At 34.8% G+C, this 24,972-nt stretch carries 22 protein-coding genes; 12 read left to right on the forward strand and 10 right to left on the reverse strand.

What is annotated here, in order from left to right; translation table 11 throughout:
* Nucleotides 1-75 precede the first annotated feature (75 nt).
* Complete coding sequence (locus tag GYM76_RS09565; RefSeq protein ID WP_220225316.1) at nucleotides 76-645, forward strand: peptidylprolyl isomerase; 570 nt, start codon at nucleotides 76-78, stop codon at nucleotides 643-645.
* Between the two features lie 82 nt (nucleotides 646-727).
* On the opposite strand, the gene GYM76_RS09570 is transcribed toward GYM76_RS09565, so the two are convergent.
* The 3 genes from GYM76_RS09570 to pepB form a co-directional block, all read right to left on the reverse strand.
* Nucleotides 728-1,321 carry a tetratricopeptide repeat protein gene (locus GYM76_RS09570; protein WP_065734982.1) on the reverse strand — a complete coding sequence of 198 codons (594 nt, stop codon included), beginning with the start codon at nucleotides 1,319-1,321 and terminating at the stop codon, nucleotides 728-730.
* Between the two features lie 210 nt (nucleotides 1,322-1,531).
* Nucleotides 1,532-2,125 (reverse strand): tetratricopeptide repeat protein, encoded by a 594-nt coding sequence (locus tag GYM76_RS09575; RefSeq protein WP_065734983.1) that lies wholly within the window; start codon nucleotides 2,123-2,125, stop codon nucleotides 1,532-1,534.
* A 58-nt stretch (nucleotides 2,126-2,183) separates the two neighbouring features.
* Nucleotides 2,184-3,464 (reverse strand): aminopeptidase PepB, encoded by a 1,281-nt coding sequence (gene pepB / locus GYM76_RS09580; RefSeq protein ID WP_220225317.1) that lies wholly within the window; start codon nucleotides 3,462-3,464, stop codon nucleotides 2,184-2,186.
* Nucleotides 3,465-3,565: 101 nt separating this feature from the next.
* Between pepB and GYM76_RS09585 the strand changes: the two genes are divergently transcribed.
* On the forward strand, nucleotides 3,566-4,339 hold the full coding sequence (locus GYM76_RS09585) for a tyrosine-protein phosphatase (protein ID WP_220225318.1): 774 nt from the start codon (nucleotides 3,566-3,568) through the stop codon (nucleotides 4,337-4,339).
* A 68-nt stretch (nucleotides 4,340-4,407) separates the two neighbouring features.
* On the opposite strand, the gene GYM76_RS09590 is transcribed toward GYM76_RS09585, so the two are convergent.
* A complete protein-coding gene (locus GYM76_RS09590; RefSeq protein ID WP_065562962.1) occupies nucleotides 4,408-5,025 on the reverse strand; it encodes a 4'-phosphopantetheinyl transferase superfamily protein in 618 nt (205 codons plus the stop codon).
* Nucleotides 5,026-5,122: 97 nt separating this feature from the next.
* Here GYM76_RS09590 and metC point away from each other — a divergent pair, with 97 nt between their 5' ends.
* Together metC and tilS are read left to right on the forward strand one after the other, a co-directional pair.
* Complete coding sequence (gene metC / locus GYM76_RS09595; protein WP_220225319.1) at nucleotides 5,123-6,340, forward strand: cystathionine beta-lyase; 1,218 nt, start codon at nucleotides 5,123-5,125, stop codon at nucleotides 6,338-6,340.
* Nucleotides 6,341-6,351: 11 nt separating this feature from the next.
* Nucleotides 6,352-7,659 (forward strand): tRNA lysidine(34) synthetase TilS, encoded by a 1,308-nt coding sequence (tilS, locus tag GYM76_RS09600; RefSeq protein WP_220225320.1) that lies wholly within the window; start codon nucleotides 6,352-6,354, stop codon nucleotides 7,657-7,659.
* Between the two features lie 37 nt (nucleotides 7,660-7,696).
* Here the strand turns inward: tilS and GYM76_RS09605 are convergent, their stop codons facing one another.
* Nucleotides 7,697-9,874, reverse strand: coding sequence for a cation-translocating P-type ATPase (locus GYM76_RS09605; RefSeq protein ID WP_220225321.1), 2,178 nt, complete (start codon nucleotides 9,872-9,874; stop codon nucleotides 7,697-7,699).
* Nucleotides 9,875-10,072: 198 nt separating this feature from the next.
* Here GYM76_RS09605 and GYM76_RS09610 point away from each other — a divergent pair, with 198 nt between their 5' ends.
* Complete coding sequence (locus tag GYM76_RS09610) at nucleotides 10,073-10,387, forward strand: winged helix-turn-helix transcriptional regulator (protein WP_370632634.1); 315 nt, start codon at nucleotides 10,073-10,075, stop codon at nucleotides 10,385-10,387.
* A gap of 74 nt (nucleotides 10,388-10,461) precedes the next feature.
* On the opposite strand, the gene suhB is transcribed toward GYM76_RS09610, so the two are convergent.
* Nucleotides 10,462-11,265 (reverse strand): inositol-1-monophosphatase, encoded by an 804-nt coding sequence (gene suhB / locus GYM76_RS09615; protein WP_065734990.1) that lies wholly within the window; start codon nucleotides 11,263-11,265, stop codon nucleotides 10,462-10,464.
* 699 nt (nucleotides 11,266-11,964) lie between these two features.
* Between suhB and GYM76_RS09620 the strand changes: the two genes are divergently transcribed.
* From GYM76_RS09620 to GYM76_RS09640, 5 genes are all read left to right on the forward strand, one after another.
* Entirely contained in the window at nucleotides 11,965-12,660 is a 696-nt protein-coding gene (locus tag GYM76_RS09620; protein WP_065563760.1) for a hypothetical protein, read from the forward strand.
* Between the two features lie 349 nt (nucleotides 12,661-13,009).
* A complete protein-coding gene (locus tag GYM76_RS09625) occupies nucleotides 13,010-14,005 on the forward strand; it encodes a peptidase U32 family protein (RefSeq protein ID WP_065563761.1) in 996 nt (331 codons plus the stop codon).
* Nucleotides 14,006-14,125: 120 nt separating this feature from the next.
* Nucleotides 14,126-15,004, forward strand: coding sequence for a U32 family peptidase (locus GYM76_RS09630; RefSeq protein ID WP_220225322.1), 879 nt, complete (start codon nucleotides 14,126-14,128; stop codon nucleotides 15,002-15,004).
* Nucleotides 14,961-16,175 (forward strand): cysteine desulfurase CsdA, encoded by a 1,215-nt coding sequence (gene csdA / locus GYM76_RS09635; protein WP_220225323.1) that lies wholly within the window; start codon nucleotides 14,961-14,963, stop codon nucleotides 16,173-16,175. The genes GYM76_RS09630 and csdA overlap by 44 nt, the downstream gene beginning before the upstream one ends.
* A 52-nt stretch (nucleotides 16,176-16,227) precedes the next feature.
* A complete protein-coding gene (locus GYM76_RS09640; RefSeq protein ID WP_220225324.1) occupies nucleotides 16,228-16,638 on the forward strand; it encodes a SufE family protein in 411 nt (136 codons plus the stop codon).
* A gap of 26 nt (nucleotides 16,639-16,664) precedes the next feature.
* On the opposite strand, the gene dolP is transcribed toward GYM76_RS09640, so the two are convergent.
* Entirely contained in the window at nucleotides 16,665-17,237 is a 573-nt protein-coding gene (gene dolP / locus GYM76_RS09645) for a division/outer membrane stress-associated lipid-binding lipoprotein (RefSeq protein WP_220225325.1), read from the reverse strand.
* A gap of 243 nt (nucleotides 17,238-17,480) precedes the next feature.
* Between dolP and GYM76_RS09650 the strand changes: the two genes are divergently transcribed.
* Complete coding sequence (locus tag GYM76_RS09650; RefSeq protein WP_220225326.1) at nucleotides 17,481-18,179, forward strand: DUF1266 domain-containing protein; 699 nt, start codon at nucleotides 17,481-17,483, stop codon at nucleotides 18,177-18,179.
* The gene (locus GYM76_RS09655; RefSeq protein ID WP_220225327.1) at nucleotides 18,176-20,791 is read left to right on the forward strand and encodes a J domain-containing protein; all 2,616 of its coding nucleotides are present in this window, start codon (nucleotides 18,176-18,178) and stop codon (nucleotides 20,789-20,791) included. Before GYM76_RS09650 ends, GYM76_RS09655 begins: the two co-directional genes overlap by 4 nt.
* Before the next feature lie 125 nt (nucleotides 20,792-20,916).
* Here the strand turns inward: GYM76_RS09655 and GYM76_RS09660 are convergent, their stop codons facing one another.
* The 3 genes from GYM76_RS09660 to xthA form a co-directional block, all read right to left on the reverse strand.
* Nucleotides 20,917-22,593, reverse strand: a complete 1,677-nt coding sequence (locus GYM76_RS09660) for a molecular chaperone HscC (protein WP_220225328.1) — start codon at nucleotides 22,591-22,593, stop codon at nucleotides 20,917-20,919.
* A gap of 109 nt (nucleotides 22,594-22,702) precedes the next feature.
* On the reverse strand, nucleotides 22,703-24,046 hold the full coding sequence (xseA, locus tag GYM76_RS09665; protein WP_220225329.1) for an exodeoxyribonuclease VII large subunit: 1,344 nt from the start codon (nucleotides 24,044-24,046) through the stop codon (nucleotides 22,703-22,705).
* An 18-nt stretch (nucleotides 24,047-24,064) separates the two neighbouring features.
* A complete protein-coding gene (xthA, locus tag GYM76_RS09670; protein ID WP_370632635.1) occupies nucleotides 24,065-24,871 on the reverse strand; it encodes an exodeoxyribonuclease III in 807 nt (268 codons plus the stop codon).
* Nucleotides 24,872-24,972 lie beyond the last annotated feature (101 nt).

Genomic DNA, 24,972 nt, shown 5'->3' on the forward strand with positions numbered 1-24,972 from the left:
TTTGCATATTTATGATTTCAATTAAACCAATATTCGGTATAATTTGCCGGCAATATAATAATAAGGATTCATAAAATGAAAAAAATCAAAGTGTTATTTATAGGAATATTATTAACCCTCTTTTCAACCATTACTTTGGCTGATACTAAAGTATTAATTCAAACCAGCATGGGCGATATTGAAGTTGAGTTAGATAGCGAACATGCTCCAATCACTACGAAAAACTTTCTTGATTATGCTAATAGTGGTTATTACGAAAATCTAACATTCCATCGTGTCATTCCTGGATTTATGATTCAAGGTGGTGGTGCTGATGATCAATTAAAATTTAAAGAAACTAAACAACCCATCAAAAATGAAGCTAATAATGGCTTAAAAAATGATCGTGGAACTATCGCAATGGCAAGAACCAATGCTGTAGATAGCGCAACTAGCCAATTCTTCATTAATGTTGTGAATAACGATTTCCTCAACTACCAAGGACCAGAAAAATACGGCTATGCTGTTTTTGGAAAAGTCACCAAAGGAATGGATATTGTTGATAAAATTGTGAATGTACCAACTAAACGTATGGGACCACATCAAAATGTGCCTGTTGAGCCAGTTTATATTAAAAAAGTTACAGTTGTTGAAGATAAACAATAAGTTTATTTAAAACCAATAAATATTTCATGCAAACCATCTTAATGATTTAAGGTGGTTTTTCTCAAATCATCAAATAATAGTATTATTTTTCTAATTCGTCACAAGCCTTTTGAAAAGCTTGATCACAAGACTGCTTGAAATACTCTTTAGCTAACGATCTATTTTGCTCCACTCCGTTACCATTATAGTACATGATGGCGACATTGTACTGTGAAAAAGGATTACCTTGTGCGGCCGCTTTTTCAAACCAGAAAAATGCCTTTTGTTTATCCGCTTCGGTTCCTTCACCATTAAAATACATAGCCGCTAAATTGTTTTGAGCATTTAAGTAACCTTGTTCTGCAGCTTTAGTGTACCAAAAAAGAGTTTTTTGTTTATCCTGCTCAATTCCATCGCCTTGATAATACATCTGCGCTAAATTGAATTGGGCTTCAAGGTGACCTAGTTCTGCCGCTTTAGTATACCAATAAGCTGCTTTTTGTTTATCTTGCCCAACGCCTTTACCCTCATCATATACAAGTGCTAAATTGAATTGAGCATTAGGGTTATTTTGTTCTGCTTCTTGATGACATTGAGCGAAAAACTTTTCAAAATTTATTTTATGAAAATTTAGTTCGCACAGGCTAGCGTGAACGGCGGGAAAAAATAATAATATAATCCATAATATTTTTTTCATGGCTTTCCTTATTTCACTATAATCAACAATAGCTTAATTAGAAATTTAGTACCTATAAAATTATTGATAAATATTATAAATAATTCTTAAATTCATCTTTAATTATCAAGATTAAAGATAATCAAACGCTTTTCAATTAATTGAAATAAATGCTTTTGTATAAAACTATCTTCATATTGAAGATAGTTTTTCTAATTTATTTAATTATTTCTACAAAGTATTATCACAAGCAATTTGTAGCCCCAATGAACAAGCTTGTTTTAGATACTTTTTGGCTAAAGCTTTATCTTTTTCAACACCTTCGCCCTCATAGTACATAACAGCTAAATTATTCATTGATTCAGCTTTGCCCTGATCTGCTGCTTTTTTATACCAAAATGCTGCCTTTTTCTTGTCTTGAGCTATACCATCACCTTCATCATACATAATAGCTAAATTATGCTGAGCATCGGCATCACCTTGTTCTGCCGATTTTGTATACCACAATACAGCTTTTTCTTTATCTTGCTCTACACCCTCGCCATCATCATACAGAACTGCTAAATTAAATTGCGCATCAGAGTCACCTTGTTCAGCACTTTTAGAGTACCAATTAAAAGCTTTTTGTTTATCTTCTTCAGTACCTTCGCCTTTATCATACATAACCCCTAAATAAAACTGTGCAACAGAATCACCATTCGGCGCTTCTTTTGTACATGCCTCAAAAGCTTTTTCAAAATTTTCTTTTTCAAATTCTGTTTTACAATCACTTGCATAGACAGAAACTGAAAATAAAAGGGGTATCAGTGTTAATAACTTTTTCATACTATTCCTCATTCCTTATATATTTATAAATAATTTAGCGATTCAATTTTATTACAATTTAATACAATTTGCTTAATAAATTAGCAAGTGTTCTTATACCAATACCTGTTGCACCTGTTGCCCATAATGCGGTTGCGCTTTTACGAAAGGTTGCTGAACAGTCAATGTGGAGCCAATTTTTTTTATAATTTTTTATAAAATAGGATAAAAATGCCGCTGCTGTACTTGCACCAGCGGTGTTCGGTAATCCAGAATTTGCCATATCTGCAAACGAAGATGGGAATAGGGCTCGATGAAAATTAGCTAATGGTAATCGCCAAAAGGCTTCATGTTCAGCTTGACTACTTGCTAATAACTGATTAGCAAATTTGTCATCAAATGAAAGTAATGATTGATAATCATTTCCTACAGCAATCTTTGCTGCCCCAGTAAGGGTTGCACAATCAATGATATAATTGGGGTTATCATTATCAGCACTAATTAATCCATCAGCCAAAACCAAACGCCCTTCGGCATCGGTATTATCAACTTCCACTGTTTTACCATTACGATAACGAATGATATCGCCAAGTTTGAAAGCGTTACCACTTACCAAATTATCTGCACAGCATAAATAAAGTTTGATACGGTGTTTAACTCCACGTGCAATCGCAAGAGCTAGAGCCCCTGTCACCAATGCTGCTCCCCCCATATCCGATCGCATTGATTCCATAAAACTGCTTGGTTTTAAGCTATATCCACCTGAATCAAAAGTAATTCCTTTGCCAACTAAGCAAGCAATGATTGGTGCTTTAGGATTTTTAGTAGGATTATAATCAAGCTCAAGCAAGGCAGCCGGTCGTTGAGACCCTTTGCCAACTGTGTAGATCCCCATATAATCTTGCTCTTTTAATGCTTCACCTGAAATAATGTTATAAGCTACATCAGAGGAATAATGGCTAATTAAGTTTGCACTTTGCGTTGCCAGTTCGAAAGGGCTTAATGTTTCCGCTTGTTGATTAACAATGTCACGACACCAATCAATAATGGCTAAGCGATTTTTTAGTTCTTGTTTATCTTTATTACTTAGCTTTGGCCAACTGATTTTATTATTATTCTTGGCATTACGATAACCCATCCAAAAATGCCAACATGACTCTAAATCCCAATTGTCACCACTCAATTTAACCGATCTAATACCTTGATTATCTAGTTTTCGTGCAGCTCGTTGAATAGCACCATGCCGATGCTCAGGTCGATAATGAATAGTAACAGCATCTTCTGAAAAACTGAGTAATGCATCTTTACCCCACTTTGATGGAGCAGGTTTTTCCGAAAGTAATATAGATAACATCGACATAATAAATTCCTCAAGCAATAATAATGCAAAAACAATGAATCAATTCTAATCAGAAACATGCTAATATAGCAAGCAAAGTTAAGCATAAATAAGGACCTATAATGACATCAGTTGTACCGATCAAAAATGGAATTAATTTTCGTGACTTAGGTGGAATTAAAACTAGTGATGGTCGCCAAATTCGAGCTGGAATGTTGTATCGTTCAGGTGAGTTTTCACGCCTAAATGATGATGAAAAAGATTTTTTATCTGATGAGCTTAATTTACATTATGTCTTAGATTATCGCGATCAACATGAAATCGATCGTCATCCAGATAATCTTTGGAACAATAGCCAATATATTAATATCCCTGCCAATCCATTAAGTGATGAATTTACAGCAAGCTTAACGAGTGAACAAGGTCAGGATATTTTTGTGTTAAAAAAATACTCACCGTTTGATTTTATGGTTAAGCTTTATCAATTGTTACCTTTTAATAATCTCGCGTATAAAAAGTTAACATCACTATTACTTAATGCTAACGGAAGACCTTTAGTCCAACACTGTGCTGTAGGTAAAGATAGAACTGGTATCGGTGTCGCTTTAACCTTATTTGCATTAGGTGTGAGTGAAGAAATTGTTATGCAAGATTATTTGCTTACCGAACGCTATTTAAACGACTATCGTGAAGCCGTACTTAGCGAAAATAAAAGTAAATTATCGCCAGAAGAACTTGAAAAACATAAGATCATCTTTGCGGCTAAAAAAGAGTTTTTAACCGCAGCTATTGAGGAAATAAAAAAACGTTATGGCACTATCGATAATTGGTTAGCAAAAGAATATCAATTGGACGATAAAAACAGAAAAATTCTTCAAGATATTTATTTGATTTAAATTAGCTTAATGTTTGGACAGCCACCTTACGTTTATCAAAAAGCTGTCAGTAACTAATTGCTAATGCATTAAGATTGTAAGACAAAATTTGTGATAGGTTTATCATGATTTACAGCAAGATGAACTGGTGCCTGTTGTTGATAATGATAATAAAAATGCTGACCAAACGGCGCGCTAATTAATTGGTTTTCAATATCTACTTTTACCAATTTCATTTGCCAAACTCCTTTGGCATATAGTTTAAGTGCCGATTCTTTTAATGTCCAAAGTTGCCAAAAGGCGTTTAAAGTATTACTTTGCGCTAACATCCATTGATATTCATCATTAGCAAAAAAACTTTTGGCAACATTCAGATAATTTTGACGTTGTCGAGAAACTTCAATATCGAGCCCAACTTTACCATTAAGCGAAATTGCAACTGCTACCCAATCTTGGCTATGGCTGATATTAAAATCAGGAAGATGACTATCTAAAAAGCCTGGGCGATTATTGTCGGCAATTATCATCCTCGGCAAAGTATCAATATGGCAATACTGTTTAAGCAAACTCGCTAATATTGAACGGCAAGCTAAAAACTGTTTTTTACGTGTTCCATTTAACGATTCCGCATCATTAATAACTTGTGGTGATAACAGAGAATAATTTAATTCCACCGAATCTAAATGGGCAAGTTTGACAATTACCATGTGTGTAAGCCAGTTTAAACAAAAATTATTTTTTACTATTTTAACAGCATGCTATGCTAACTGTTATCGAAATTTATCAGATCACTAAGGATGCATCATGTCATTACAAACAAAATTAGTTCATGCTGGTCGAAAAAAACGCTATACCCAAGGTGCAGTCAATTCCGTTATTCAGCGAGCTTCATCGCTAGTTTTTGATTCAATCAAAGCAAAAAAAGAAGCAATGGAAAATCGTACTAAAGGGGCTCTATTTTACGGTCGTCGTGGCACTTTAACTCATTTTGCTTTGCAAGATGCCATGATAGAAATAGAGGGAGGAGCAGGCTGTTACCTATATCCTTGTGGAGCAGCAGCAATTGCAAATGCCATTTTAGCTTTTGTAAAAGCAGGAGATCATATTCTGGTATCGGAAGCCAGTTACGAACCAACCCAAGAATTTTGCGAGCATATACTTAAAGATTTTGGAGTGGAAACTGATTATTTCCCGCCACTCATTGGTCGATATATTACTAAATATATAAAACCGAATACTAAAGTGGTATTTCTTGAATCACCAAGCTCAATTACCATGGAACTGCATGATGTGCCTGCAATTGTTAAAGCAATCCGCAGCGTGAATCCAGAAATTGTAATTATGATGGATAATACATGGGGAGCAGGTGTTTTATTTAAAGCATTAGAGCATGATGTTGATATCTCAATTCAAGCCGGTACAAAGTATTTAATTGGTCACTCAGATGCCATGCTAGGAACGGCTGTTGCTAATCAACGCTGTTGGGATAAATTGCGTGAACGTTCTTATTTAATGGGGCAAATGTGTGATGCAGATACCGCTTATATGGCAGCACGAGGATTGCGAACTTTAGCCGTTAGATTAAAACAACATCATGAAAGCAGTATAAAAGTGGCAAATTGGTTAGCTAATCACCCCAAAGTGGCAACCGTTAATCATCCAGCACTCGAAAGTTGTAAAGGACATGAGTTTTTTAAACGTGATTTTAGTGGCGCTAGTGGTCTATTTTCCTTTGTACTTAACGATCATTTAAGCGAAGTGCAATTATCTGATTTCTTAGATAATATGACTCACTTTTCAATGGCATATTCATGGGGTGGATTCGAATCACTGATATTGGCCAACCAACCCGAAGATCTAGCAAAAATACGACCAATATCCGGCATTGATTTCACTGGTACATTAATCCGACTACATATCGGTCTTGAAGATCCTGATGATTTAATTGCCGATTTGGCTGCTGGTTTGGATAGAATCAAACTACATAAAAACAAGGTTAATGCATTACAAAGTTTAGTATAAATGGATAGCAGATGGGTCATCAAACAAAGAGCGACAATGTGATTGAACAAACTATTTTACAACATCTAAACGGTCGGCATTCGCTACTAGTTGCTTTTAGTGGTGGAGTCGATTCAACCGTTTTAATGCAAGCATTAGTCAATTTAAAGCGACAGTTGCAAAATTTACAACTCAGAGCAATTTATATCCATCATGGTTTGAGTCAAAATGCCGATAATTGGGCTGAACATTGCAAACAACAATGCCTAGTTTGGCAAGTCCCTTTGATTATTGAAAAAGTCAAACTTGATAAAACAGCAGGCAATATTGAAGAACAAGCTAGAGAAGCCCGTTATCAAGCCATTTATCAACATTTAAAAAATAATGAATTTTTATGTACTGCTCAGCATCTTGATGATCAGAGTGAGACTTTTTTTCTAGCCTTAAAACGTGGCAGCGGCCCAGCTGGATTATCAAGTATGCCACTTGAAAATGGTCAACACCTTCGACCATTACTCACAATTTCACGTCAAGAAATTGAGCAATATGCCAATCAACACCAATTAAGTTGGATAGAGGACGAAAGTAATCAAGATGACCATTATGATCGCAACTTTTTACGTTTAAATGTTCTGCCAACACTTAATCATCGTTGGCCTCATTTTTCACAAATGGTTGCTCGCAGTGCAGAATTATGCCAACAGCAAGAAGCATTAATACATGAAATTTTATTTCCAGAATTTAAAGACATTATTGGCGATAAGAAGCAACTTAGCCTTCAACCATTATATGATTATTCAGAATATAAACGTAATGCAATGTTGCGAATGTGGTTCAAAGAGCAACATATTGGAATGCCAAGCCAAAAGCAACTTTCACTAATTTGGCAAACGGTTATTCAAGCTAAACAAGATGCTAATCCGCGATTTATTTTGCATAATTGGCAAATTCGCCGATATCAAAATCAGCTCTATTTGTTACCTTTGTATCAAGATACTGAGCAACAAATTTTACCTTGGGATTTAGCCGCTTCGCTAACGTTGCCGGATAATTTAGGTATATTGCAGCCCAATTACCATACCAATTTAACTTGTCGTTTACCACAAAATGATGAAACCGTATCAGTCCGATTTCAGGCTCAAGGGCAATTTCAAATTGTTCAACGCAAGGGATCTCGCTCGATAAAAAAATTGTGGCAAGAGCATCATATTCCACCTTGGATGCGCACGCGTATTCCCTTAATTTATTATAATGAACAACTCATTACCGCCGTTGGGGTATTTGTTACTGAGCAAGGTAAAGGATCACAAGTTGGGTTTAACCTTATAAATAAACAATAAGGAGACAATCCGTCTCCTCAATTTACAAAATATCAAATTATTCAGAACGAGCTTTCCATCGTTTCAACAACAACGCATTTGTCACCACACTCACACTGCTCAGTGCCATTGCTGCACCGGCTATCATTGGATTTAAAAAACCTAAAGCAGCGAGAGGTATGCCAAATAAATTGTAGAAAAACGCCCAAAATAGGTTTTGTTTAATTTTATTATAAGTTCTTCGAGAAATATCAATAGCATCGGCAATTAAAAATAGATTGCCACGCATTAAAGTAATACTGGCCGTATGCATTGCGACATCAGTTCCCGTCCCCATTGCAATACCAATATCAGCGGCAGCTAAAGCCGGTGCGTCATTGATACCATCACCAACCATGGCAACTTTATTATTACTTTGGCTATCTTTTTGTAATTGATAAATATAGTTCGCTTTATCTTGAGGCAAAACTTCAGCAATAACTTTATCCAAATTTAATTGCTGTCCTACATAATTAGCAGCTTGTTGATTGTCACCGGTTAACATAACCGTATTTACCTTTAATTGACGTAATGCATCAATAGCACTTTTCGCTTCAGGCTTAATAACATCAGAAAAACCGAATATGGCTAATATCACAATACTATTTTCTGATTGCTGTTTGGCTAAAAATGAGATTGTGTAACCTTTTTGCGTAAGCTCATTAACTTTATCCTGCATATCTACAAAATAGGCATTTAACGTTTTCATCCAACGCAGACTGCCTAAATAATATTCATGGCTATCAATCGTTGCCATCACTCCTGAACCCGCGATTGATGTAATATTTTGTGCATAACTGTAGGATTTAGCCTTAGCTAATATCGCTTTAGCTAGTGGGTGTTCACTACCTGCTTGCATAGATGCTGCAACAGAAAGAATTTGATCGGCTGTTTCCATGCCCAGAACATCTAGTTCAACTAACTCTGGTTTACCGATTGTTAATGTGCCAGTTTTATCAAATGCTACAGTATTAATATTGTGTAAGGTCTCAAGTGCTTCGGCATCTTTAATCAAAATACCATGACGAGCAGCAACCCCTGTACCAACCATTATGGCTGTTGGCGTTGCTAACCCTAGCGCACATGGGCAAGCAATCACTAACACGGCAACCGCATGAAGTAAAGCTTGCTGCCAATCATGAGAAATAAAGCCCCAAACAAGCAATGTAATTAAAGCAATCAATAAAATGACGGGTACAAAAATAGCACTAATCCGATCCACAATACGCTGAATTGGCGCTTTTTTTGCTTGGGCTGACTCAACCATAGCAATAATCTTAGACAACATAGAATCAGCTTGAATAGCGGTTGTTTTTACAATTAATAGTCCTTCGCCATTTATAGTTCCACCGGTTACGGTACTATTGAGTGTTTTAGTAACCGGAAAACTTTCCCCAGTCAACATAGACTCATCACAACTTGATGCGCCTTCAAGAACAATACCATCAACGGGTATTCGCTCACCGGGTTTAATAACCACCACATCATTAACCTTAACCTGACTTATTGGCAAACTCACCTCTTGCTCCCCTTGTCGAACTAATGCCACTTCAGGGCGAAGCGCAGAAAGTGCCTCAATCGCTTGGGTCGTTTGATGTTTGGCCCTTGACTCTAACCATTTACCAATCAAGATCAACGTAATAATAACCACTGATGACTCAAAATAGAGGTGATCGGCATGACCAATAATAAGCTGATAAAGAGAAAGTCCATAAGCAGCGCTGGTACCAATAGCAACAAGTAAATCCATATTCCCAGACAATGCTTTAGCTGCATTAAAACCACTACGATAAAATTTAGCGCCAAGTCCAAATTGTACAATCGAAGCAATCACTAATTGCAGCCAAGCGGGCATCATCCAATGAATTCCAAATAATTCAAATAACATCGGCAAAACAAAAGGAAGTGCTAATATAACCGAAATAATAATCGGCCAAACTGATGCTTGCTTACTCACGTCTTTAGCGTGAATTTCCGGCTCGGAAATCTTCACTGCATGGTAACCAGCTTTATCAACTGCTGCCATTAAAGTTTCTAATTTAACATCAGCATTAGCCTTAACCGTGGCCTTTTCAGTTGCAAGGTTTACACTAACATCAATTACACCATCAATCTTTCTTAATGCTTTTTCTACACGGCTAACACATGACGCGCAGCTCATCTCTTCAACAAAAAAATTATATTCGATAGTTTTCATTTGAGGCATTCCTTGATTTTAGGTATGGTAGATATTGTAGTATTAATTATCTTTTTAACAAGAATGCACCTTTTTGATATATACTACCCAAAAAGATACTGTAAAGATAACCAAGTGAAAAATAATTCGATTATCAACCCCCATTATGAAAAACAAGACCAGACAATTACCTATTGCCCAGTTGATGTCACAATTAATATGATTGGTGGTAAATATAAATCGCTAATACTATGGAAATTGATGTCCAAAAGCGCCATGAGATTTTCTGAGTTACACAAAGAAATTCCAACAGCCACAGCTAAAATGCTAACCCAACAACTACGCGAACTTGAATCAAATGGCTTAATTCATCGACACGTTTTTCCGGTGGTACCACCTAAAGTTGAATATTCTTTAACTAATTTTGGCAAAAGTATAAAACCAGTACTTGAATCAATGTATTTATGGGGCAGTGACTATTTAAATAATCAAGGTTTACAAGTTAATTGTTCAATGACCGCATTAGATCAATAAATTACTGTTTGTGGTTAATGACAAGTATAGATACAGGGACAATACATCCCTGCATTTAAAGAAAGAAATTAAAATTAATTACGCAATTTTTCTGGCCAATCGTTTTGAGTCGTCACCAGCAAATCTTTAACAATTTTCGGATTCCCTGCAACAATATTACCAGAAACCATATAATTATTACCGCCAGCAAAGTCGGTAACCACACCACCAGCTTCACGTAAAATCAATTCACCAGCAGCAATATCCCATGGTTTTAAACCAATTTCAAAAAAGCCATCTAAACGCCCAGATGCAACATAAGCTAAATCTAACGCAGCTGAGCCAGTACGACGGAAATCACCACATTTAGTAAATAACTTTTGTAAAACCGCAAAATAACTATCACTATGTTGTTTCGCTTTAAAAGGGAAAGCTGTTGCAAGCACACTACCTTCTAAATCTTTAGCATTACTTACACGAATACGATAACCATTAAGTTGAGCACCTTTACCACGTGCAGCAGTAAACAACTCATTACTCATTGGATTATAAACGACCGCCACTTCGGTTTTACCTTTGACACGAGCAGCAATAGACACAGCGAAATGTGGAATATTTTTAATAAAATTTGTAGTACCATCAATTGGGTCAATTATCCATTGCGTATCAGCATCACTACCTTTAGCAAGGCCACTTTCTTCGGCAATAATAGTATGATCTGGATAAGCTTTTTTGATTGTTTCGATAATCAAAGCTTCAGCGGCACGATCTGCATTAGTCGCAAAATCATTAGCACCTTTAGTATCAATTTCGATTGAACTAGGATTTTCATAGGCCTTAATGGCAACATTACCTGCTTTACGAGCAGCACGAATAGCAATATTAAGCATCGGATGCATAATTTTCTTCCAATTGATGATGTTAAAGAACGGGTTAATTTAGCAAACTTACAAAGTCATACTAAAATTTAGGGCATAGTATAAAGGTTTTATCGATTTATTGCCAGATTATGTTGGGATCTAGATTTGAAATCGCAAAAGTAAAAATTTGGGCAATAAATAAGCTGGTGCGTAATAAAAAAACAAAATTTAATAATAAAAGTTATAATTATACTATTTAATGAATTTAACATACTTACTTGAATTTAATGGATTTAATATGAAACTATAAATTTTGTGTAGTACCTGCGTAAATATCAAATTGTGAAGTTTTCGAATGAAAATGCATATTTTAAGTTTAGACTTTCTCGTCTTGTAAACTAAGCCCCTCCCCATTTAAAGAAGCACATTATTTGCATAAAACCTAAATGTTTTAAAGCTAGACGAAAAGCTTATCTAGCTTGGGTAAAATGAAACTGGAAAGATAAAGAATTAACGGAATATGGAAAAAAGATTAGCGCTCTTTGAAAAATAAAACCCCTCACAAATTAAATTGCTTTAGCTAGCACACTAATATGTTCTTCAGAAATATAATGAACAAAATCTAGACAAATGTCATATTCAATACAATAATAAAGATGCTTCAAATATTAACTTATTATTTATGGAGATAAAAAATAATTTGATGAAATAAAAATATACAAAAGGAAACATAAAATTATGAAAATTTTTAAATACGCTTTATTAAGTTGTAGTTTGTTCATATTATTTGGATGTTCTGGAAATAGAGAATCATTACCAAGAACAAAGATTGTAGAAACAGAAGTAATTACCTTAAATAATGGCACGAATATTAATGTAATAACTGAAAATGCCATTAATGGGCAGGTAATTAATGATACTAATAATTATTTAAACGTTGTTACCCGAGGTGATACAGCACAAGCTGTTGGAGTAAAAATGGTTCAATTTGCCACTGCATTTTTTGGTAACCTTGGTGGAAATGTAAATACTTTTTCAAAAACAGATTTAAAAGGTAGTTATGTAAATTCAGTACCAAATAAAACCATGGAGCTTTTGAAACCTCAGTTATATACAATATTAAAAAAAATAAAAGCCAACAAACAAAAAGAACACACCATAACTATCCAACCTTATAAATTTAAACTAATTTATGATGGTATAACTGATAATAAATACAATTTTATTTACCAAACATTCATTAAAACCAATGGATTTACTTTTACTTGTTCTAGCGATAGTTTACCGCTAGATGATAAAACCAAAACTTTTGATGCATGGGAAAGTAATAACTATCAGTTGGTCCAAAATATTACTTCAAAATTAATCAATAATTGTATAACTCAATTAAATTCAGAAAAAAATTTCATACAACTTGAAGATGCTTTTAAATAAGAATTAATTATTAGCAATATAGTATGCTAACCATATAAAAGATTGATTTTAATCAATCGGTTATAAAATTCTTTTTTGATTATAAAAACCAGAAATTTAAATTATAAATATCTGGTTTTTTATTCATCACATCGTAAATTATCATATATTAACTATTACCGTTTGAATTCAATATGATTATTAATCATAATCATTTCCTTTAGTAAAAATATCATTTAATACATACACTTAAATTAAAAATAAAGTTACATGTTTTTTTGTCTGGGAATTCGCTTATTAGTCGCATTAAATTAGGAATTATTGCATAATATATGGCGTATAAAATACCGAACTTAAGTTAGGAATAATTATGGAACTTCTTTGCCCCGCTGGCTCATTACCATCCCTAAAAGTGGCGATTGATAATGGAGCTGATGCTGTCTATATTGGTTTAAAAGATGATACCAATGCTCGCCATTTTGCTGGTTTAAATTTTAATGAAAAGCGACTTGTTGAAGCATCAGATTATGTTCACAAGCGCGGTAAAAAATTACATATAGCTATTAATACCTTTGCTCATCCTGAAAACTTTGAGCGATGGCAATATGCTGTTGATACTGCAGCTAACATTGGTGCTGATGCTTTAATCATTGCTGATTTAGCAATGCTTGATTATGCTGCAGAAAAATATCCGAATCTTGAGCGTCATGTTTCGGTGCAAGCGTCATCAACCAATGAAGAGTCAATTAAGTTTTATTATAATAACTTTCAGGTGCATCGTATTGTTTTACCTCGTGTGTTATCTATGCATCAAGTTAAACAGTTATCACAAGTATCCCCCGTACCTTTAGAGGTTTTTGCGTTTGGTAGTTTATGTATTATGGCGGAAGGTCGCTGCTATTTATCTTCATACCTAACAGGTGAATCGCCAAATACTGTTGGCGCTTGCTCTCCTGCAAAATTTGTCCGTTGGGAAGAGACCGATAAAGGGCTTGAATCAAGACTCAACAATGTTTTAATTGATTGTCATAAACAAGGTGAAAATGCTGGGTATCCAACACTTTGTAAGGGACGTTATTTTGTTGGAAATACACTTTATCATCCAATTGAAGAGCCAACCAGTTTAAATACAATTGAACTATTACCGGAGCTTTTTGCTGCAAATATCGCTTCCGTTAAAATTGAAGGAAGGCAACGCAGTCCAGCTTATGTAGAACAAGTCACAAAAGTATGGAGACAAGCTATTGATCGCTATAAAGCGAATCCACAAGCATTCCAAGCTGAAAAGAATTGGATGGATACCTTGGGCTCTGTTTCAGAAGGAACACAAACAACTTTAGGTGCTTATCACCGTAAATGGCAATAATTGGCCAGCATTGATATTGAAATTTTAAAATAAAATAAACATATAATAATCTTAGTAGTTTTCAATATTAATGTGCTAGCCAATTGACTATTCAAGAATTTAAATATAGTGAGCAAAACTATGAAATATGCATTAGGACCAGTGCTTTATTATTGGCCTAAAATTGAAACTGAATCTTTTTATCAAGCCGCTAAAGATAGCGAAGCTGATATTATTTATATGGGCGAAACGGTATGCACCAAACGCCGTGAAATGAAAGTACCTAATTGGTTAGATTTAGCCAAAGAAATTGCTAAGTCTGGTAAACAAGTAGTACTCTCTACCCTTGCATTACTGGAAGCGCCATCAGAACTGAACGATTTAAGACAATTAGTAAATAATGGTGACTTTTTAGTTGAAGCTAATGATTTGGCTGCCATTAATATTGCCCACGATAATAAAGTACCTTTCGTCGCTGGCCCAGCGATTAACTGTTACAACGCATTTACGCTAAAATTATTACAAAAACAAGGTATGGTACGGTGGTGTATGCCCGTAGAACTATCTCGTGATTGGTTAAATAATGTTCTCAACCAATTTGATTCTTTAAAAATTGATCGTAAATTTGAGGTTGAAGTGTTTAGTTATGGTTATTTACCATTAGCTTATTCTGCTCGTTGTTTTACAGCCAGATCAGAAGATAGACCAAAAGATAAATGTGAAACCTGTTGTATAAAATATCCTGTAGGACGAGAAGTGTTTTCTCAAGAACAACAAAAGGTGTTTGTACTAAATGGCATTCAAACCCAAAGTGGTTATTGTTACAATTTAGGTAATAATCTGAAAGATATGAAAGGGTTAGTCGATATTGTGCGTATTTCACCACTTGGTATTGAAACGCTTGATGTAGTTAAACAATTTAAAGCCAATGAAGACGGTACAAACCCATTACATATTGAACATAAACGAGACTGTAATGGTTATTGGAATGGGATTGCTGGACTTGAACTTACACAATAAACTACCTGAAAAATTTAGAGTAGATTTCCCTGCTCTAAATCACTCTGTTTATCTTGATTCGGCTGCTACTGCGTTAAAACCGCAAACTATGATTGATACAACGGTTGAATATTATGCACATAATACCGCAACCGCACAGCGAAGTTTACACCAAGATGCACTAAAAGTTACCACAGCTATTAGTGAAGCTCGGCAAAGTGTGGCTAAGTTTATTCATAGCCAATCAAGCCAACAAATTGTTTGGACTCGTGGAACCACCGAATCAATAAATATAATTGCGCAAAGTTATGCTAGACCTTTACTACAGGCCGATGATGAAATAATTGTCAGCGAATTAGAGCACCATAGCAACCTATTACCTTGGCTGATCGTAGCCAAACAGACTGGTGCAAAGGTAATTAAATGGACTGCTGATGTTAATGAACTTTCATCATTACTATCACCCAAAACTAAAATTGTGGCCATAACCCAGATGTCTAATGTTACTGGCTTTTGCCCTGACTTAGTTAAAATTAGTCAATTAGTCCATCAGCATAATGCCATTTTAGTGGTAGATGGTGCACAAGGTGTTGTTCATCAGCCAATTGATGTTGAAAAGCTAGATATCGATTTTTACGCTTTTTCTGCCCATAAGTTATATGGCCCAACAGGGCTTGGCGTTCTATATGGAAAACAACATTTATTAGAACAGATGGATGTTTGGCAAGGTGGCGGTAAAATGTTGAAAAATACAACATTTTCAGATTTTGAAGTCGAAGATTTGCCTTATAAATTCGAAGCTGGTACCCAAAATATTGCAGGAATACTTGGTTTTAAAGCAACATTAGATTGGCTAAAAAAATGGGATGAAGCACAATTAAATGGTTATATAACACAATTGGCAAATTACGCTGAATCAAAATTAAGTAAATTGAACCATATCCAATTCTACAGTGTTAAAAATAGTCCAATAATTAGCTTTAATATGCATAACATTCATCATAATGATATCGCTATTTTATTAAGTGAACAAAACATAGCCATTCGAACAGGTGGATTATGTGCAAAGCCGTTGATGGATAAACTTGGCTGTCATGGGGTTATTCGCATTTCAATAATGCCATATAATAATCAGCAAGACATTGATAGTTTTGTTACAGCACTGAAAAATGCTATTGAGGTTTTAACTTAGGATTTTACGCTAATCGCTTATCTTTTATCTCTAATTACTAACTGGTTTTATTATGTTATCACCACTATTTGAACTATTTTCTAAGCAACATAACTGGCAAGATCGTTATCGGCAATTAGTTGCTTTATCAAAGCAATTACCAGATTTTCCTGATGACCAAAAAACTGAAGCGAATCAGATTGATGGCTGTGAAAATCGAGTATGGTTAACCGTCAAAAAACAACCTGATGATTCCTTTATTTTTCAAGGTGACAGCGAAGGTCGAATTGTTAAAGGATTGCTCGCTGTTTTAATTATGATTGCCAATAATAAAAATGCAGAACAAATTAAGGCTCTTGATTTTCACGCGATATTAAATCAGTTAAAAATTATTGATGAATTGAGTCAATCCAGGCAGCAAGGACTAGATAAAATGATTGAACGAATTAAATTGTTAACTAATGATGTAAAAAAAGGAGAATAAATTCTCCTTTTTTTAATTATTTATGATTAGCGTTGGGTAAATAACGTAATAACTTTTTTCACGCCAGCAACTTTACTTGCAACATTAGCGGCTTCTTGCCCTTCTTCACTGGTAACAATGCCAATTAAAAACACTTCGCCATTTTCAGTTACCACTTTGATATTACGTGCTTTGGTTTTGGAATTCATGATAAGTTGAGATTTAACTTTTGTTGTTATCCACATATCATTACTGATAGTTCCAGCACCGACAGGCTCACCTGAGCGAATTTGGTTATAAACTTTCTTCACACCTTCAACTTGATATGCAAGACGTTCAGCCTTTTCAATTTGTTCTGCATTCGCTTGGCCAGTTAAAATAATATTGCCATCATAGGTACTTGAGGAAATACGAGAGCCTATAAAGAAAGGACCATTTTCGCTTAGCTTATTATTCATTCTGGTATTGAGCGTTGTATCATCAACTTGCGTTCCAGTAGTACGTGGATCGGTTGCAACTTTTGCTGTAGCGCCAGCGCCGACACCAATAACAGCCGCTACACAACCTTGTAGCATTAAAGCACCCGATACTAATACAGCAACTAAGACAATTTTTTTCATTATTACTCCTTTTATTTACAGCTCAGTAAAATTCAAATACTGATAAATTCTTTTTATTATGCCTTGTAGATAATGATTTGCAAAATAATTTTATTATTCTGAAATGTAAAAGTTATTTGATTATTTTTAATTAACATATCTCAAGAAAGCAATTACTCTACTTGTTAAAACAAACATTTATTTTTCTATAAAATCTGCTATCTTTTTACACAGATTAATAATAAACATTAACAGAGTTAAGCTATGCATCAAGATTGTATCGATTGGTTATTTGGATTATCTGCACCAATGGTTGCATTAAATAAAGAAGAAGGCGCAAGTTATACCTCACCTTATTTTTATCCAGAACGAAATTATACTGATATGAAAAAAGACTGGGGCATTGACTCTCGAGAAAGCCTATTATCAATGATTTTTGATATGGTTGATGATGGTCATGCGCCGGCTTTATCTAAACACTATTTTATGTACCCAAGATTAACCGCTCCTCATTGGCTTAAATATATTGAAAAACACTGCGATTACGATAAAGTCTTAATTGAATATGTAGAAAAAACCTATTCCGAGTGTGGTGTTGGTGGCATACGTAGCTTTGATTATGCAAGAATGGGCTATCTATTACGCAATGGCACCAGCAATATGTTCATTAATGAAGATGAAGCACTATGGATTTTTTATAGAATAGCGCTACGAGCTCAACACTATTATTCATCTTGGCAAAGCTATTTTTCAGGATGGTTTATTGGGTATCAATATTGGGAATCATTATCCAATAAAGAAGATTTAGAGCAGCTACGTTGCGAATTATGTCGCTCATCGCGTAATTGGACTATGTCCAAGTTATATTCCAATGAAGACTCCCCCTATCATCACTTACCTTGGTATATCGAACTTGAAGAAATAGAAAAACCACAATCTTTAATGGAGTATGCTTGGTCATGAATAATAATTTTTGGCAATTATTGGGTATTGATAAAACCATTGATATAACAGAAATTCGTAATGCTTATCGAGCAAAACTTCCTCAATATCACCCCGAAACAGATCCAGTAGGCTTTAAAGCTTTACGGGAAGCTTATGAATTGGCGTTGCAATACGCAAAGTCACCAGAAGAAACAGATGAACAGTCCAATCAAGAGCAAGAGGAAGTAAGCATTACCGAAGAAGAACGCCAAGTCAAAGAGATCTGTGATAATTATCAAGCATTACTCGATGATCCTGCTCGCTGCAATGATGTTGATGAATGGCAAAAGTTTATTGCCTCCTTTTTTGATTACCCAATGTCTGTATTAGATATTGCTAAATGGAAAATGTTAGATATCAGTTATGATACATTAACCATATCACTTACTTGCTTAAAAATATTGGCAGAAAATTTACGTTGGCGCCAACAAGTGATGGATCACTATCCTGATAAGATTGAAATGTACGAGAATTTTTTCGATCACATTGAACGGGGTGATTTGTTTGACTATAACTGCCTGCCTAAAAATAATAAAGCAGTACAAAATGAAACTATCAATTATGTGCGTAATGCGCAATGGATTTTTTGGGATAAACCTTATAAGGAATTAAATAAGTATTTTTCTATTCATACTGTGATTTACTTACCCAATAACCAGGAATTGATGGAAGATTTAGCTCATTGGTATAGCTTTGCTAAAATGAAAAATAAAAGTTTATTAGAATATGCTTTAACTCGCATCGCTAATTCCAACCAAGATGAAGCTAATCAATGGAAAGTTGTTGCAGCAATACAATACTCTTTACTTGAAGATGAAGAAAATGCCTTTCAATTCTGGGTAGAGTTATATCATTTACCACAATATCAAGAGCAAGCTGCTATTTGGTTAATTAAGTGGTGTACCAAAAACCATCACAATTATTTACCTTTACTGCTCCTTGCACTTAATCAATCATATTGTTTACCTGCTGAAACTGATAATAAATATTTATATGCAATACCCCAACTCACTACAACTACAAACTCACGATTGTTCAAATTAAAAATAGAAGATTACCCAGAAGAAATTTCTAGTGTTATTAGATGGGCAACGGATATTAATTGGAATTATCGCCAAGTGTTATATACATTATTACATGATGATGGAACCAGTAGCTTTTATCGCTTATATCGTCATGCAATTATGTTACGACACGGTAATGAAACATTATTACATGCAATCTTAAATGATCACTTTGAAGATCAATTTGAACAATTTATCTTACAAAATCTACAACGCCAGGCTAAACAGCACCTTGAATGGCTAACAAAACTTTCACCAGTCCAAGAATTTAAAGCTTGGTTATATTATGATGATACTATTATTCCAACTCAGTTTGACCCTGACGAAAATGGTGAATATGTTTTATTTGGTCGTTTATGGCTAGATAGATTCGATGATATTCCAGACACAGCTAAACTAAATTTATATAGAAATATTAGCTATCGCAATATGGAGATGTTTGACTGGCCAATATATTTTCATTTCAGAGGGCGAGATAATTTACCCAAATTACCAGTCGAGTTAATTACTGATAATAAAGATGCATATTGGCAATGGTATCGTCATTGTCTATTGGTCGTGACTATTGGTAATTCGCCGTTTAAAGCTGCAAATTTCATTAGGAAAAATAATCAGTTATTTCATTTGCCTGATGATGATCAACTCACACCACTATTAAATACTTTTAAGTCTAATGAATGGCAAAATGAAGTTGAGTTATATAATCTGATCGATTGTAATAACAAGCTAACAAGTAGTATGTTATGTAATTACCCTAATGCCATTGAATATTTTATTGATATACCTGAGGATGTTAATTTTACCGATATCAAACAAAATATAGATCAATTATGGCAAGCTAAATTAGCTAACCACTCACCAGCATATTTAATGCTACTCCATACAATAATCTTAAATAAACTGAATCAAAAAGAGGAGTTACATCAGGTCTTACAAAAATTAGCTGGTGATGATGAAGCATTGCAACAATTAGCTAAAGCATTTGAGAACAAACTATCAATCTCCTCCTCATTTAGGAAAGAAAATCGTGATATTTATCAATTATTAAACCAATTGAAAACCCTTAATGAAAATTTATCTGAAGATAATATGATTTTTAATGATGATAAAAGTAATAAATTGGAGAATATTAGAAGTGATACGGATAATGATCTAATATTACGTTTATGCTCTACACTGCTTCTAGCAAAAAATATTGAAAATCAAAAAAATCTTGAAGCAAAATCACTGCCTAAAAATAAATCGCATCAAATATGGCGTTGGAATGGTCGAACCAATGGCAAAGGTTTTTATAATCAAATATGTTGCGTCACCACGATATTAAGTTTTTTGATAATAAAGTTAAGTGGGGTGAAATCATCTCATCATATGATTTACTATATATTATTTGCATTAATTATAATTAATATTATTTTTGCAATTAGGCGACGTTCAAATGATGCATATAGTAGCGGAAAATATCGTCTTTCTATTTTCTCACCCTCAATTAATCAAACTAATCGCTATGGACCACCGTTAGATAGCTAAGCAAAGATACGGCTTATGCTATCTTCTTTGTATACTATCATCTTTGTATACTATCTCGTTTGTATACAATCCCCTTTGAAAAGCTATTTAATTATGACCAAAGGGGATATTTTAAATCTATCTGATTATCGATTAAGATCGTTAAGATTCGATTCAATTTCGCTTCGAACCTGTTCTATCTCTTCAAGATTTTGCTGATTTAAGACTTCCATAAAAGCTTCGATATAAGAGCCAATGAGTAGTCGTTCATCACCCAATGATTGTGCCCATGCTCTCTCTAACCTTGCTAATAAAGTACGATTTAACATTTCATCACGAGGATGAATTTTAAGTGCCGCTAATCGGTCATGGCTTTCTTGTTTTTGTTTATCGGTTAATCCAATCGGACTGTGATCAATCACTTTACCATGCAATGCCCCTGTTTCAAGTAATACCACGTCGACTTCAAGCAAACCATTTAAATCATAACTAAAGCGAACATCAATACCTTGTATTTTTTCCATAGGTGTGACTGGCACTTCAAATTCATCAATCAAAACGTTATTTTCAACCTTTGGATTCTCACCTTGATAAACAGAAAGCATAATACTTTTTTGTTGAGGGTATGAAGTGTAAAACGTTTTGACCTTTGAAGTTGGAACTATCGTATTACGCTCAATAATTGGCGAAAATAACCCTTTAATATTACCCGAAGAAATTTCAATACCAAGTGTATATGGGCAAACATCGGTTAGAATAACCTCTTCAACATCGGCATTTCGCAAACGACATGCCGCCTGAACAGCTGCACCTTGTGCAACAATAGTAGTTGGATTGATATGACGATAAGGCAGTTTACCAAATAACTTTGTCACTAACTCACGAACCACACCTAATTGCGATGAACCACCAACTAAAACAATATGTTCGAGTTCATTAGCCTTTAAGCGAGCATCACTTAATGCTTGTTCAACTGGCGCTCGTAATCGATTGAGTAATGGCAACCAAATTGACTTAGCTCTTACTTCATTTAATGAAAATTGCCATTGCTTATCTTGCCAAAACCATGTCAAATTATGCATTTGCTCGCCACTTAGCTTACATTTTAATTGTTCAGCTAAATCCAATAAACGCGCATAATCATCGACAGGAATATCTTCTTGTTTAAGTTCCCATTCACTCAAACATGCTTTAACTATTTCATGAGTAAAATCTTCACCGCCTAAGTAGTTATCGCCTGCTGATGCATGAACCTCAATGATTGGCATTGCATATTCCAATACTGTCACATCAAATGTGCCTCCACCTAAGTCAAAAACCAGCGTATTTCCTGATTGTTCTTCATGTAATCCATACGCCATTGAAGCAGCGGTGGGCTCATTGATTAGACGGACTGCGTTTAATCCTGCAAGCTCAGCAGCAAAGCGAGTTTGTTTACGCTGTTCGTCATTAAAATAAGCGGGAACTGAAATCACGACATCACGAATTTCTTGTTTCAAGAAAGCTTCAGCATCCGCTTTTAATGATTTTAAAACTAATGCTGAAAGTTCTGTTGGGGTAAATTTTTGATCGCCCAACTCAAAAACTTTACTTGAACCTAAAAAACGTTTGAATGCTGCTGCACTACGACTAGGATGAGTAGTTAAACGAGATAAAGCCGCATGACCAACCAAAATGGTATTATCTTCATCAATGCTGACAGCTGAAGGAGTAACAACTTCACCTATTGAATTGGGAATTAGTGTCGGCTGGCCGTTTTGCCAAACACAAATTAAACTATTGGTAGTACCTAAATCAATACCTATTGGAGGATGTATAACCACTTTATTCTCTTAGTATTTTCCAACATGTCAGATATTATATCCTTAATACTATTTAAGGTGCAATTTTATCCAATGTGTTGCGCTAAACATTATTGAAAAAAGAGCAGTTTTACTTATTTTTTTTATCTATCTCAACAATTTGGCTGATTAATTTACCTGTCTTAAGCTGGGTTAAAATAAAGTCACCAATAGACACTTGTTCAACCGTTCTTATCACTTGTTGTTGCTGGTTAGTTGTTACAGAATAACCACGATCTAAAGTAGCAAGTGGACTAACACTATTAAGCTGAGATGTTTTTAATACAAATTCATGCTTAGCATCCGTTAACCTTTTTTGAACCAGATTAATCAGTTGTTGCTGTTTTCTCTCTAGGTTTTGACCATAATAGAGCACTTTATGTTGTGGCGAAACACGTAACAAATATTTATCCAGCACATTATGACGATAGGATTGTTTAGATAAATAGTGCTGCATATTTTCAAATAAAGCATGACGACTGGTTAATAAACGATTTAATTGCTTAGATAATTTAGTTTGAGGATGCTGTGATTGCAATCGTTGATAACGCTTATTTAATAATTCTCGTCGACGTACCAAATAGTAATCAATCGCCATACATAAGTATTGTTCTTGAACTTGTAAACTTTTAATCTGCTCTAGCTTATCCCGGCTAACCAACTCAGCTGCTGCCGATGGGGTAGCTGCGCGCACATCAGCAACAAAGTCAGCAATAGTGAAATCAACTTCATGACCAACAGCACTAATAATAGGTAATTGACTAGCAAAAATAGCTCTAGCTAAAAGCTCCTCATTAAATGACCAAAGATCTTCAAGCGATCCCCCTCCTCGCCCAACAATTAAAACATCACATTCTTGGCGAATATTCGCGATTTGAATCATTCTGGCAATTTGTGCCGCTGCTTCAGTACCTTGTACCGACGTTGGGTAAATAATCAAATTCAAACTTGGATCACGCCGGTTTAATATCTGACAAATATCATGTAGAGCTGCACCTGTTGACGAAGTAATAATTCCAACCGTACGAATATTATCAGGTAACGACTTTTTATAAATCGGATCAAACAATCCTTCTTCTGACAGTTTTTGCTTTAGTTGCTCAAACTTTTGTTGTAACAAACCAGCACCAGCTGGTTGCAATTGATTAATAACCAATTGATAATCACCACGTGCTTCATAAAGAGTTACCGAGGCATTAACTAAAACTTGTTGACCATTTTGAGGGGTAAATCCCGTACGATAATTATTATTACGAAACATGGCACAACGCACTTGCGCAATATCATCTTTCAATGTGAAATACCAATGACCTGAAGCTGGGCGAGAAAAATTGGAAATTTCACCAACCAACCAAACTTGCCCAATAGCATCAGAAAGCAGATCTTTAACTATTTGATTAAGATCTTTTACCGATAAAATCGAACTATTGTGCATACTATTATCCTAACAAGTTTAATCTAAATCAAAGTCGGCCCAAATTGGCGCATGATCGGAAGGTTTTTCCATACCACGAATATCGTAATCAATACCGGTTTCACCACAATACTGCATAAGTTTTTCACTAGCTAAGATAAGATCGATTCGTAATCCGGTTTTTACACTAAAACCTCTGGAACGATAATCAAACCAAGAAAATCTCTGTGTATCTGGGTTGGCATGACGGTAAGTATCAGTATAACCTGCTGCCATTAAATTATTTATCCATTCACGCTCTTCAGGTAAAAAAGAGCATTTACCCGCACTTAACCACCGTTTGCGGTTATTTTCATTAATCCCAATATCTAAATCAGTTGGACAAATATTCATATCACCCATAACGAGTGATAATTGGCTATTCAGCTGTCGATCCTGTATATATTCAACTAAATCTTGATAAAATTTACGCTTAGCTGGATATTTAATTTCATTATGCAAACTTTCACCTTGCGGAAAATAACCATTAATGACGGTTAAATTACCTTTGCTAGTCGGAAACTCAGCTACCATTAATCGACATTGTGCACCATCTTCATCGGTCGGAAACCCACACTCGACCGATAACGGTTTTTGCTTAGTCAATAAAGCTACACCGTAATAACCTTTTTGACCGTGATAATATAAATGGTAGCCAAATTGCTTAAGTTCCTCGATTGGAAATTGGTCATTATGAACTTTAGTCTCTTGTAAACCAATGATATCGGGCTGATGTCTTTCAATAATCGCAGCTAATTGATGGATTCTAATACGAATACTATTAATATTAAAAGATAAAACTTTAATCATAAATTTATTGTATTTGATTTAATTTTGCAATTGACCCATGCTACCAAAAATACGTTATACTGTTAAGCAATTACAGCGAAAGCTATAACTAGTGATTA

It is taken from the genome of Gilliamella sp. ESL0443 (assembly GCF_019469165.1).
In the GTDB taxonomy this organism is placed as follows: domain Bacteria; phylum Pseudomonadota; class Gammaproteobacteria; order Enterobacterales; family Orbaceae; genus Gilliamella; species Gilliamella apicola_E.